General features: G+C 60.7%; 7 protein-coding genes and 3 pseudogenes. 6 read left to right on the top strand and 4 right to left on the bottom strand.

Translation table 11 applies throughout. The annotated features are described in order from the left end of the window. Positions 1 to 32 precede the first annotated feature (32 nt). The 3 genes and pseudogenes from ACODSN_RS09365 to ACODSN_RS09375 form a co-directional block, all read left to right on the top strand. A pseudogene (locus ACODSN_RS09365) lies at positions 33 to 794 on the top strand (NADPH-dependent F420 reductase); the annotation flags it as partial. 229 nt (positions 795 to 1,023) lie between these two features. Continuing rightward, on the top strand, positions 1,024 to 2,292 hold the full coding sequence (locus tag ACODSN_RS09370; protein WP_489054860.1) for an MFS transporter: 1,269 nt from the start codon (positions 1,024 to 1,026) through the stop codon (positions 2,290 to 2,292). A gap of 227 nt (positions 2,293 to 2,519) precedes the next feature. Then, positions 2,520 to 3,698, top strand: a pseudogene (locus ACODSN_RS09375) (serine hydrolase domain-containing protein); the annotation flags it as partial. 259 nt (positions 3,699 to 3,957) lie between these two features. Here ACODSN_RS09375 and ACODSN_RS09380 read toward each other — a convergent pair. Then, positions 3,958 to 5,034 (bottom strand): aldo/keto reductase, encoded by a 1,077-nt coding sequence (locus ACODSN_RS09380; RefSeq protein ID WP_489054861.1) that lies wholly within the window; start codon positions 5,032 to 5,034, stop codon positions 3,958 to 3,960. A 148-nt stretch (positions 5,035 to 5,182) separates the two neighbouring features. Between ACODSN_RS09380 and ACODSN_RS09385 the strand changes: the two genes are divergently transcribed. From ACODSN_RS09385 to ACODSN_RS09395, 3 genes are all read left to right on the top strand, one after another. Next, positions 5,183 to 6,199: an AraC family transcriptional regulator gene (locus tag ACODSN_RS09385; protein WP_489054863.1), complete on the top strand. Its 1,017-nt coding sequence runs from the start codon at positions 5,183 to 5,185 to the stop codon at positions 6,197 to 6,199. A gap of 343 nt (positions 6,200 to 6,542) precedes the next feature. Further along, positions 6,543 to 7,175, top strand: a complete 633-nt coding sequence (locus tag ACODSN_RS09390; RefSeq protein ID WP_489054864.1) for a tyrosine-type recombinase/integrase — start codon at positions 6,543 to 6,545, stop codon at positions 7,173 to 7,175. 459 nt (positions 7,176 to 7,634) lie between these two features. Continuing rightward, a complete protein-coding gene (locus tag ACODSN_RS09395; RefSeq protein WP_489054865.1) occupies positions 7,635 to 8,432 on the top strand; it encodes a phosphatase PAP2 family protein in 798 nt (265 codons plus the stop codon). 82 nt (positions 8,433 to 8,514) lie between these two features. On the opposite strand, the pseudogene ACODSN_RS09400 reads toward ACODSN_RS09395, so the two are convergent. The 3 genes and pseudogenes from ACODSN_RS09400 to ACODSN_RS09410 all read right to left on the bottom strand — a co-directional run bounded on the left by ACODSN_RS09400 (position 8,515) and on the right by ACODSN_RS09410 (position 12,684). Next, positions 8,515 to 10,820: pseudogene (locus ACODSN_RS09400) on the bottom strand (efflux RND transporter permease subunit). Positions 10,821 to 11,118: 298 nt separating this feature from the next. After that, a complete protein-coding gene (locus tag ACODSN_RS09405) occupies positions 11,119 to 12,138 on the bottom strand; it encodes a GGDEF domain-containing protein (protein WP_489054866.1) in 1,020 nt (339 codons plus the stop codon). Positions 12,139 to 12,279: 141 nt separating this feature from the next. Continuing rightward, a complete protein-coding gene (locus ACODSN_RS09410) occupies positions 12,280 to 12,684 on the bottom strand; it encodes a PilZ domain-containing protein (protein ID WP_489054868.1) in 405 nt (134 codons plus the stop codon). Positions 12,685 to 12,772: the final 88 nt, after the last annotated feature.

A 12,772-nucleotide genomic window follows, 5' to 3' on the forward strand; every position in this document is an offset into this window, starting at 1 on the left:
GATCGTGCGACCACAGATTCCAATATTCGAGCGACAGGAATAAGAGCATGAAGATAGCAATTCTGGGTACAGGCAACATCGGAAAGACGTTGGTCCGCGAACTGACCAAAGCGGGTCATGAGATCAAAGTCGCGAACTCGCGTGGACCCGAGACAATCGACGCGCAGATACTTGCCTCCCGCGCGCAGGCGACAACGGCTGAGGACGCGGTGAAAGAGGTGGATGTCATCATCCTCTCTATTCCGTTCCAGCGCCTGTCGACGGTCAAGCCCGTTCTCGCAGGGGTGCCTGAAGATACGGTGGTGATCGACACTTCCAACTATTACCCGGCCCGGGACGGCGCAATCGACGCTGTGGAAGCAGGTCAGGTCGAAAGCCTTTGGGTAGTCGAGCAATTGGGCCGGCCGATCGCCAAGGCGTGGAACGCGATTGGCGCCCGCTCTTTCGATGTCTATGGCAAGGCGCCGGGCAGTCCCGGCCGCATCGCCATTCCCGTCGCCGCCGATCGGCCGGTCGATCGGGACGTGACGATGCGTCTGGTCGACGAGACCGGTTTCAATCCGTTTGATGCGGGGTCGATTGCGGAGTCCTGGCGTCAGCAGCCTGGATCGCCAGTCTATTGCACCGATCTCACGACAGCGGAGATGGCGGTAGCGCTGCCTCGAGCAGAGAAAGCGCGTCTTCCCATCCGTCGCGAATTGGTCGCCGCAGTGGCGCATGAGCGCGTCGGCGACGCGAAAAGCAATCCCGATACCGACTTCCTAGTTCCACTGAACCGGGCCGTCTTCATGTAAGCTTTATGAGCCATGTTGAACATATATGCTGGTCGGCCGCGTGGGGGGGCGACCCTCAATAGCTTCCTATTCAGTCGGGCGCTGTGTCTTTTCATGCTGGAAACCGCAATAGGACTGGCACCTGAGCACGTTATGCTTCGGCGAATTCGCAGCTAGACTAGCCGTTACATCAGAGCAGCACCGCAAACATGTGAGCTTTACGTAGCTGCCGAACATCGAGAGGATTCCGATGCACACACGATCAGTTCGCCCATTTTTGGGGTGGAGAGTGGTACTGCCGTGCTTTCTCGCGCAAACCCTCTCGGCCGGCTTTGCATTCGGATCGTTCGGACCGCTGCTCGCCAGTACAGAGCAGCATTTCGGCGTGGCCCGCGCAGTAGCGGCAACGGGAATGAGCCTGATCATGCTGGCGATCGGGGGCCTGTCTCCCTTTCTGGGCGGGCTGCTGCAAAAAGTCTCGGCGCGAAGCGCAATGATCGGCGGCGCGTCGCTCAGTGCGCTTGGCTATCTGGGTCTCGCCCTTCTGCCGTCCTTTGGCCTCGCCCTCGTGATGTTCGCCCTGATTGGGACGGGCGTGAGCCTGTTAGCGATACTGGGTCCGCTGACGCTGATCAGCCGGTGGTTTGCCTCCGGGCAGGGCAAGGTTCTGAGCGTCGTCAACCTGCCAATCGCGCTGTTTTTGACGCCCTTCATCATCGCTGAACTTCTGCCGGCATATGGCAGGCTCGTGGTTCTCGGCGGGATCGCGACAATCTTCCTCCTGTTGATCCCCGTCCTGATGCTGATCGTGGAACATCCTGACCGGATCGGTCAGGTCCCTCGCGGGGCAAATATCGATTTAGCTGGCACCGGTGCGCAGGTGGCAATCAAGGATCGTCCGTTGTCGACGCGCGAAATCCTGGCCAGCCTGCCTTTTTGGTTGGTATCGATCGTGATCGGCGTGATATCGGGATCGGGCACGGCGTTCCTCGTCCATATCGTTCCCTTCGGCATGGAGCGGGACCTGTCCCTGCAAATGGCATCCGGGCTACTTTCCGTCTATGCGGGCGCCGGAATTATCGGCACCTTGCTGATTGGCTGGATAACAGATCGCATCGGCCCTCCTTCAGCGCTCGCGCTCGCCACCTTAGGCCAAGCGCTGCTGTGGTGGGGCCTTTTGCATGTGGCAGGCTTTCCTTTGTTCGCGCTCGCCGCCCTGATTGGAATATGTGTCGTCCCCGTGACGACGATGCACGGCGCCGCACTCAGCATGCTGGTGGGACCGGCGAGCATCAGTCGGGCGATGGGGATCAGCTACGCGATTACCTTGCCTTTCATTTTCAGCTTCGCGCCATTGATCGGCTTCCTGTTCGATCGCGCTGGTGGATATGGGCTGCCCTTCCTGCTCACTGCGAGCATCCTCGTCATTGCATCCCTGTGCTCCGTGCTGATGATCTTCGCGGTGCGCAATCAAAAGCAGCGATTCGAAACCTTGGCGCGGGAAATCGGCACGGCGTGATGTCGGTAGTTCTGGATTGATCAGTATAGATGTGAGGAGAGTAATATGGGATCGGCTTTTCTGTCTCGCAGGGATGTGATCGTCGGCGCAGCCGGGCTGCAGTTGGCCGGCGTGGCCATGGCTGCTCCTTCGCCGGAACGCGTTGCCGACAGCCGGGGCCTGAGCGGGACGATCCATGGAACTGTTGCGCCAGGATATAAGCCGTCCGCACCGCTTTCGAAGGCAACTTCGCGTCAGGCAAGGAGCTTGGCGCCCATTTCGCCGTGTATCGGGATGGGGTGCCGCTCGTCGACCTGTGGGGCGGGAGCGCGGACGAAGCTGGCTCGGTCCCGATCGCCGAAAATACGCTCTACACGCTGATGTCGACGACCAAGGGCCTGACCTCGATATGCGTCGCAATGCTGGTGGACAGGGGCAAGCTCGACTACGAAGCGCCGGTGGCGAAATATTGGCCCGAGTTCGCAGCACATGGCAAGGGGACAGTAACCGTCGGGGAACTCATGTCGCATCAGGCAGGGCTTACGGGACCTCGCAGTTCGGCGACGGTTGAGGATTTTCACGAGCACAAAGCCCTTGCAGCCAGGCTTGCCGCACAAGAGCCATTCTTTCGACCCGGCGTCTTTGGCTATCATTCATTAACCTTTGGAACGCTTGCCGATGAGTTGGTCCGGCGAACCGATGGTCGAACGGTCAGCCGATTCTTTGCAGAGCAGGTGGCGTCGAAGGTCGGAATCGACGCCTTCATGGGCCTTCCAGCGACAGAAGAGCACCGCGCCGCCACGATGGTGTCGGCGATGGACCCCAACGGCCTGAGCTTCGACTCTCCCAATCCGGAAGCGTTGGCAGCTTCGGCCATTAAGGGCGCAAGCCTGTGGGGACCAGATCAAGCCCAAGGTCGCGCATATGGCTTGCCCGCAGGAGGCGCCACGTCAAATGCCCGCAATCTCGCTAAACTCTATGCTCATCTCGTTCGCGTCGACCAGGCGGACGGGATGCCGCTGATCAGCAAGTCCGCGCTACAGCAGGCCACCCGCGCGCGCGTAGCCGGCTTAAACCAGACTCATGGCGAACTAGGCCGATACGCAGCAGGATTTCGTCTCGATCAAACGAGGTACGGATCAAACTCGGCATCCTTTGGTCACTGCGGCTTTGGGGGCAGCACGGCTTTTGCCGATCCGGCGCGCCGCCTGGGCGTTTCCTATACGCCAAATAGAATGCTTAACCCCAACTGGTACGGAACCGATCCGCGGCTCGCCGCCCTTCTGAATGCACTCTTTAGGATCGAGAGAGGGGAAATAGGCGCGGAAAAAGGGTCAGCGATGTATTCGACCCGAGTGACTTATGCCTGCGGACGGCAGCAATGTGGGCACCGCCGGACAGTGCGTTGCCCCCCGGGCGAAGTCTAGATTCGCCCTAGTGGCGCTCCGGAGCAGACCGTCGCGAAGTCCCAATCCCGCGGGTCCCGCCGTCGCTTCGGGCTGGATGACAAATGGCCGCTTTCCGGATTGCGCCCAACCAAGCTGGAACGGCAAGACTGAGGGTACTGTTGCCGCGCCGCATTCCAAGACGCGAATGACCGCTTCCGACGTATGTAGCCGTTCAGGCATGGACCGCCGAACGGCCGAACGTGGTCGAACAGCCGCAACGGCGCCGAGATTCGGCATCTCAATACGGTTTTTCGCCCGGCTTGATGATCATCGACGGGCCACCTGCGACGCCGTTGATCGTCGTTCCGCCGTTGTGGAGCGCGGGGAACATGGTCAGCATGCTCTGCGGAAACGGCAGCGCGGGCTTGGTCAGTTCGTCAAGGTGGATCAACTCCTCGGCGCTGAGCGCAATCTCGGTCGATTTGATATTGTCGTCGAGCTGGCTCACACTACGCGCGCCGATGATAGTGGACGTCACGCCAGACCGCAGGCGCACCCAGGCAAGCGCGATGCGGGCGACCGTGCTGCCATGCCCCTCGGCGATCTTCTCCAGCTCATCGATCAACGCATAGGTCTGCTCGTTGAGCGGGACCATCGCGCCGCGATCGGCTTTGATGTCTCCGTCATTTTTGCGGGTATATTTGCCGCTTAGCGCACCACTTTTGAGGGGTCCCCATGGCGTGATGCCAAGGCCCATCTCCTGCGCCATCGGCACCAGTTCCGCTTCGACAGTGCGTTGCAGCAGCGAATATTCGATCTGCAATCCGATGAATTGCGACCAGCCACGGAAGCGCGCAATCAGGTTCGCTTCCACCACTTTCCACGCCGGCGTATCCGATACTCCGATATAACGCACCTTGCCGGAGCGGATCAGGTCTTCCAGCGCCGCCATCGTTTCATCGATCGGGGTGTGGATGTCCCAGTTATGCAGCCAGTAGAGATCGATATAGTCGGTCTTGAGGCGTCGCAGCGACTGTTCGCACTGACCGATGATGGCCTTGCGCCCCGAACCGCCGCCGTTGGGATCGCCAAGATAGAGATTGTTGCTGAACTTGGTGGCAAGGACCAGGCGATCGCGCTTCGCGGAATCATGGCCGATATGATCGCCGATAATCGCTTCCGACTGGCTCGCCGTATAGCCGTTTGCTGTGTCGATGAAATTTCCGCCCGCATCGATGAAGCGGTCCATGATGTCCTGGCATTCCTCGACGGGGGAACCCCATCCGCGGCTTTCGCCGAACGTCATCGTGCCGAGGCAGAGCGGACTGACGCGCAGGCCCGAGCGACCGAGTGTGACATAGTGATCAAGCGGCATCGTGGTTTCCTTCATCGAAAGGCAGTCAAGGGCGCAGCGCGTTGACGACGTTGAAAGTTAGGCAAGCCGACATTCGACAGGGCGTTGCGCGAACGGTGATTGTCCGCCCGCCGTCCGTCTGACACGACAAGAAGCCCCAATGCCCCAGATGGTATTCGCGGCGGTAGTCGCATCCTACCAAATCAATGCCCGATCCTGCCAATCCTTCCATAAGCCAGCATGTGACAACCAAGCGCAATCGTGCGATGATTTCATAATGACAACCGTTTCCCTCACCGAATTGAGCGGGCTGATCGAGGCGCATGCCGACGCCTCGTCGCCCCGGATTCCGAATTTATATCTGGCCACCCGGCCCGAGCCGACGCAGCCGTGCCAGACAGTCGTAGAGCCGGTTTTCTCGCTCGTGGCGCAAGGCGCTAAGCGCATCGAGGTCGGGTCGCAGTCATTTGATTATGGCATGGGGCAATTTCTGGTCGTGTCGGTCGATCTGCCGGCCGTTGCCTGGGTGGTCGAGGCGACGCCCGAGCGTCCCCATCTCGGATGTGGTCTGACGCTGCGACCGGAAGCGATCGCCAGTCTATTGCTGGAAACCGGCGGCCCGCGCACCTTCGGCGACGAAAGGCCAGGCATCGCGGTTAGCGACCTGACCGACGACTTGGTGGATTCCGTCGTGCGCCTGCTGCGCCTGCTCGATCGGCCCTCCGATATAGCAGTCCTGGCCCCGGCGATCGAGCGCGAGATTTTGTGGCGCCTGATTAACAGCCCGCAGGGCGCAATGGTGCGCCAGATCGGCCTTGCCGACAGCCGCATGTCGCAGGTTGGGCGGGCGGTTCGCTGGTTGCGCAGCCATTTCGCTGAGACGATCCGGATTGAGGAACTGGCGGCAGTTGCGCAGATGAGCGTCACGTCGCTCCACCGGCATTTTCGGATCGTCACCTCGCTGACCCCAATACAATACCAGAAGCAGCTCCGCCTCCAGGCGGCGCGCGCACGCTTGATAGCGATGCGGGAAGACATCGCCGAGGTCGCGTTCGCCGTTGGATATGACAGCCCGTCGCATTTTAGCCGCGAATATCGCCGGATGTTCGGCAAGCCGCCGGGCCAGGACGGCGTTAACCTGAGGGCCAACTCGTCTCCCGTCAGCGCCGTCTCCGAAATTGTCTGATTGGCATATGCCGAGACTGTCACCTGCTACCGAACGGTGTCAAAGCCGGTCGATTGTGACACCAGTATCCCGGTTCAGCATTTGCAAGGGCGTGCAGGTTTCAGAAGTCCGCGTCGAATTGTTCGCCGCCAAGATAGGCAAAATGTCATGGCGATCACCGGCTTCGAGCGACTGTCGGCCGGCAGGTTCATGGTGAGCGGACGACCGCTTGTGTCAGATGCGGACGTCCGAACCGCCTCCCGCGAACGACGTGGTTTGGTCGGCACGAGCCCCATAGCAAATCCTGCGCATCCTCGTCGGCAAGCGTTCTCCAGATGGCCAATGTGGCCATAGGAGAACGATCATGGAGATGCCTGAAACAGAACTCACCGCCACCAGGCGCCCAGTTTGGAATGCCGGAAGGACCGTAGGTGCAAAGCGGGCTCTGAAACCGAAGCAGATTTGGGAAATCCGTTTCTACCTTAATCAGCGCCGCCGCCTGCGAGATCGGGCGCTGTTCGATCTCGCGATCGACAGCAAGCTACGCGGTTGCGACCTCGTCCGGATGAAAATCGGCGACCTTGTCAGCGCCGGGCAGATCCGAACACGCGCGATTATGATGCAGCAGAAAACCGGTCGGCCCGTTCAGTTCGAATTGCTGCCAGATGCTCGAGCGAGCTTGCTGGCATGGCTCGAACGCCGGGGCGGCACGGTGGAAGATTATGTGTTCCCGAGCCGAGTTGATCATAATGGGCATCTCAGCACTCGCCAGTATGCTCGGCTCGTCGATGAATGGGTGACAGGTGTCGGCTTGATGCGAAGCGAGTATGGCACCCACTCGCTTCGGCGAACGAAGGCATCGATTATCTACAGGGCGACTGGCAATCTACGGGCTGTCCAGATCCTTCTCGGCCACAGCAAGATCGAGAATACCGTGCGCTATCTCGGGATCGACGTGGAGGACGCGCTTGTCCTCGCCGAAAACACTGAGATCTGAACCCTTGGCGCCCGTTTCCAGTAGAGAGCTGGACACGGGCGCTTGGGACTTTACGGGCATTCCCGCGTGGCCTGTCCAACGGCAGGTCCATCGCCAGAACGCGACGCTCATTAGTCGGTCCTCAGGCCACGAATTCAAGCCACAAACGCGCCGCTAGGCGAATGTCCGGTCAGGAGCCGAGATACGGAGATAGCTGCCTTTGGCAGAGGCCACCCTCCGCCCCAAAGCACGTCGTTTACGATGTCGCCGTGAATGTCCGGGACTGGCTGTATGGAATTAGCGGGGAGCCTACGCCTCCCAAATGTCCTTTCGTCGCGAGCTGCGGCCCGCTATCGCATCTCCACGGACAAAGACAGAGATCCCACCCGGGCGTGGATGACTGGCAGTGCTCGAAGAGGCATCCTCTAGCCCGTTAGCGCGTTTTGCTCACAACCAGTCCACATACCAGCGAGCCCGTCCATGCCCATCGCCTTTACCCGCCCGCTCACCAGACATCGCATGGACAGCCGCATCCTGATCGTGTTTTTGGTCCTCGCCGTCGGCGGATTTGTGTTCCTAAAATTGGGAGCGGAAGTCATGGAAGGCGATCAGTTCGCGCTCGATCGGCTTATCCTCCAAGGCCTACGTCGGGGAACCGATCCGGCGATACCGGTAGGCCCCGCCTGGCTCCAGACCACGATGATCGATGTGACGGCGCTTGGCGGTATAACGATTCTTACGCTCCTGACCGTCATCATCACCGGCTATCTGATGGCATCGCGAAGGATCGGCACGGCGTTGTTCCTGCTACTGGCCATAGCCGGAGGCGCTCTGGCTAGCAGCCTGCTCAAATTCGGCTATGCGCGGTCCCGCCCGGATCTGGTGGCGCATCTGGTCGAAGTCCATACGACCAGCTTCCCCAGCGGCCACGCCATGAACTCCGCGATAACCTATCTTACGTTGGGAGCATTACTGGCCCGCGCCGAGAAAGACCGACGGGTCAGGATCTACATTATCACGGTTGCTATTCTCCTCACTTTGGCAATCGGCACCTCTCGGGTCTATTTGGGCGTGCATTGGCCAAGCGACGTTCTGGCTGGTTGGTGCATTGGCGCGAGCTGGGCGGCAACCTGTTCTTTGCTGGCGCGCAGCTTGCAGCGTAGGCGCAAGATCGAGGCTTCACAAAGTGCGACTGCCGGAGCCGATGCGCAAGCGAGCCATCCGCGTCTGAACGTGCCGAGTTCATCAGGAGGTCCTTGGCCCAGCGGAGGATGTTAAAAACGCGATCTGTAGATGCGCTATGTGAAGAGCTGGACCAGCGAACTCAAAGGCCAACGGGGCTGTTTGCAGATCTTCCGACCTACTGCATTAATCTCGGCATCTTCGCGCGCTTCTCGTTACCGGAGAACAGCAGCAGGGCAGCGGGGAGGAACAGCAACACGAGTGGCACCGCTGCCGTAAGACCAAAAATGATCGCGGTCGCGAGCGGCTGCTGCAGGCCGGCACCTCGGCTGAAGCCAAGTGCCAGCGGACTTAGCGTGAAGATGGCGATCATTGCCGACATAAGGATCGGCCGTAACCGCTTGCTGCCGGCGGCGCGCAGGGACTCCTCCCCAACCCCAACTTTCGGATCGAGTTCGGCCAGGTAGAAGATGACCAGTTCCGTCACCATGCCGACGACCATCGTCAGGCCCATCAACGCCGAGATGTTGAGTTCGATGCCGGTGATCCATAGCCCGACCAGCACGGCCGCGGCGGACAGCAGCACCGTCAGGACTGCGGCGACAGTCCAGGCCATCCGCTCGAACAGGATGGTCAGCAGCAGCGCGGTCAGCAGCAATGCCGATGCGAATACCATGCTGAGGTCAGCAAAGCTCTTCTGCTGCTCGGCATATAGGCCACCATACTCGACGCGGATGCCGTGCGGCAGATTCAGGCCGGTCACGGTCTTGCGGACATCCTGCATTCCGGAACCGAGATCGCGTCCTTCGAGGCGGGCAGTGACCGCGACAAACGGAGCCAGGTCCTCGCGTGTTAGTTGCTGCTGTCCAGCCTGCACCGCCACGTCGGCAACCTGCCCCACCGTCAGGCCATGGCCATCCGGTGCGACCAGCGGCAGCCGCGCAATCTGCGCGGCGCGTTGGCGCAGGTCCGCTGGCGCGCGGACCCGGATCGAGACCAATTGCTCTCCCGCGCGCATCTTGGTCGCCTCGGTTCCGCCGATCAGTCCCTCGATCTGCGATGCGAAGGCGTCGGCCTCGAGGCCCTGCTGCGCGAGCGCACCGGGGCGGACACGGATGTCGATCGCGTCGCCGGCAACACGAAGGCCATTCACGACCTCGACCACCCCAGATATCCTGCCGATCGCGGCGCCGACCTGCTGCGCTGCCTTGTTGAGTGCGATGGGATCGTCGCCGAACAGTTTGACCTCGATCGGCTGCGGCACTGCGGTCAAATCGCCGATCAAATCCTCCATCAGCTGGATTGTCTCGATCTGCAGGCCTGGAACCTCCTTCTCGACCCGGGTGCGAATATCCGTCATCACCTCTTCGATCGGGCGGCGCGATCCGCTTTTCAGGCGGATGAAGTAATCGCCTTCGTCGGCTTCGGTGAGGCCGCCACCGAGTTGAACCCCGGTCCGCCGCGAATAGCTGGCGACTTCGGGCGTGGCCGTGATGATCTGCTCAACCTGTCGCAGGATGCGATCAGTGTCCGCAAGCGCTGCGCCGGGCTGGGCCTTGTAGTCGAGGACGAAACCGCCTTCGTCCATGGCCGGCATGAACCCCGACGGCACGTTGCTCCAAGCCAGATAGCCGAGTCCAGCCATCGCGACTGCGGTGACAAGCACGAACAGACCTGGCCTGTCGAGCATCCGCCGCTCGGTCCATTCGTGACCATCCTGAAGACGGTGCATCAGCCGATCCGCCTTGCCCGCGGCTTCGACGTCCTTGTCGCGCAGCCACGAGGCCGCGAGCAGCGGGATCACGAAGCGCGCATAGAACAGCGACAGGATCAGCGCCGCCGCCATGGTGAGCGCGAGTGCCTTGAAGAAACCGCCCGTAACGCCGCTGACGAAGGCGAGCGGCAGGAAAATGATGATCGTTGCAAGGCTCGAGCCGTAGAGCGGCTTGCCCATTTCCGCAGCCGCAGCGAGCAAGCTGTCGCGGTCCTTCGCCGCGCCCTCCTGCATGCGACGCATCATGTGCTCGAGCATCACGACGGCGTCGTCGACGACAAGGCCGACCGCGGCGGCCATGCCGCCCAGGGTCATCATGTTGAACCCCATGTGAGCGCCAGCAAGACCAGGCAGGTGGCGGCGAGAGTGGCGGGTAGCGCGACTCCGGTGATCACCATCAGCCGGAACGAGCGCAGGAACAGGAACAGCACCAGGCCTGCGAGAAGCGCGCCCAGCAGGATCGCGTCGCGCACCGCGTTGGCTGCGCCGGTAACCAGCTCCGACTGGTCGTAGAAGGCCCTCACCGACACGCTCCGTGGCAGCTGGATCTGCTTCAGACGCGCGTTTACCGCCGTCACGATCGCGACGCTGTCCCCGGTCGGCGACTGGCGGATGTTGATCAGCACCGCATCGTGCCCGCCCGAGGTGACGCGGGTGAAGTTCGGCGCGGTCGGGGGGTGGATGGAGGCGATTTGGCCGAGGGTTACCACCGAGGCCGACGGCGGAGGGGTCGGTTGGCTCGGCAGAGGATTCGGGGCACCCCGGGAATGCGGTTGCCGCCTTGACCGGAAGTCTCCCGATATCGTCGATTGACGTCGCCCGATTCTCGACCAGCACCAGATAGAGGCGATGCCGGTCCTCGATCCGGCCCACGCCGCGGATCATGCTTGCACGCCCGATCGCCGTGGCGACATCGGTCAGGCTGAGCCTAGCGGCTTTCCCGCTTGAGAATGTCGATGCAAAGCGCGCGCTGAATACCGACACAAATTTGGCTATTCTGTTTTCACCTCATGCAGCCCCACCATCGACGGCGGACAAGGCGGCATACTGCACGGCATTTTTGCCGAGCCGTTTGGCGGCATACATCAATCTGTCTGCGCGTGCCAAAGCCTCGTCAGCATTCCCGGGTGGGCAAGGGAAGGAAACGGCTCCAATCGAAGCAGTAACCTGCCAACCACGGTCGCGCATGCTAAGTTCGATCGCACTTCGGACCCGCTCTGCGGCAGAGGTGGTTTGCCCTTCATCTGCCACAAGGATCGCTGCAAATTCGTCGCCCCCAATCCGGGCGACGATATCTTCTCGGCGAAGCGTGGCCGTGAGCGAGCTAGCCACGACACGCAACACCTCGTCTCCAGCGGCGTGTCCAAACTCGTCGTTGACCCTTTTGAAGCCGTCCAAGTCTATATATAATAGCCCAAACACGCCACCATGCCGAATTTGCTGCGCTATAATACGTTCCAACGCATCCATGAGCGCTGGTCGATTGGCTATGCCGGTAAGCGGATCGACGAGAGAAAGTTCGCGAATTTTGATCATGGCGCGCCGTAGCTCGAGCGTCGTCACCACCGTTTCCGCAAGTCTGCGCAAGACGCGTAGCTCATTATCTCCCAGTTGGCGGGGCTCCCTGTCGATCACGCATAATGTGCCAAGCGCCGCTCCTTCCTGATTTACCAACGGCATCCCAGCATAAAAGCGAATGTCCGGCGCACCCAGGACGAGCGGATTGTCCCTGAATCGCTCGTCCTGACGTGCGTCATTCACAACCAGCGGCTGATCCGGGTTCAAAATCGCATGGGCGCAAAAAGCATGTTCTCTAGGAGTTTCAGTCTCCTCCAGCCCTACGCGTGCCTTGAACCACTGGCGATCAGAGTCGATCAGGCTGACAAGCGAGATCGGACTTGAAGTAAGTTCGGCCGCGAGATGGGCGATATTATCGAATGCGTCCTCACATGCCGTGTCCAGTATCTCGTAGGACTGCAACGCGGCAATGCGATCAACTTCGTTATGAGGACGGGGAGCGGCGGGCACTTCAATTACTCCTTGTACCAGTCTCTATCTCGTAAGCCGGAGCTTCACCCGTTCGGCCCCAGTTGATGTGCAACGCGATCTGAGCGGTGAACCCGCCGCCGGCTAAAGCGGACCCTTAATTGTTTCACCCATGATCTGAAATCAAGAGCGTGGCGGGACCGCTGCAGATGTGCCGGCTTCAATGTGAGCGAGGCGCACATCATCGATCCACGCGGGATTGAGGTTACCCATTCGGCCAATTTCCTCGGCTATGGCAACCGACAGAAATTTAGAAAGCATTACGCCATATTGCGAGCCGCAGGACCACCGTACATGGCCGCCGATCGGCAGAAGGTCGGCAATCTCAATCATCAGTGCCTGCCCGGTGCGGATCGGCTTTCGCTTGCCTTTTTGAACGGGCTGGTCGCTGGTCATCATCAAGCCGCCGACCGAGATGTTGCGCACGACGACCGGATATTGTGCACCGTCAAAAAACACATGCGCAGGAAGCGCCGTCTTTACGCGCGCCGCCCGTGGGCTGCGGACCCGTCGCTTGAGCTGTCCCATTCGTTCGATGACCTGTTGTGGAATAGGATTGGTTGTTGATTGCCGTTGAGAAGTGACCCGGGGTTTTCATCGAGAAGTGACCCACCTT

The sequence above is a fragment of the Sphingobium sp. FG11 genome, from assembly GCF_057809915.1.

Coding starts and splice junctions, on each gene's coding strand:
- ACODSN_RS09370 (WP_489054860.1), top strand. CDS start 1,024: ATGCACACACGATCAGTTCGCCCATTTTTGGGGTGGAGAGTGGTACTG.
- ACODSN_RS09380 (WP_489054861.1), bottom strand. CDS start 5,034: ATGCCGCTTGATCACTATGTCACACTCGGTCGCTCGGGCCTGCGCGTC.
- ACODSN_RS09385 (WP_489054863.1), top strand. CDS start 5,183: ATGGTATTCGCGGCGGTAGTCGCATCCTACCAAATCAATGCCCGATCC.
- ACODSN_RS09390 (WP_489054864.1), top strand. CDS start 6,543: ATGGAGATGCCTGAAACAGAACTCACCGCCACCAGGCGCCCAGTTTGG.
- ACODSN_RS09395 (WP_489054865.1), top strand. CDS start 7,635: ATGCCCATCGCCTTTACCCGCCCGCTCACCAGACATCGCATGGACAGC.
- ACODSN_RS09410 (WP_489054868.1), bottom strand. CDS start 12,684: ATGGGACAGCTCAAGCGACGGGTCCGCAGCCCACGGGCGGCGCGCGTA.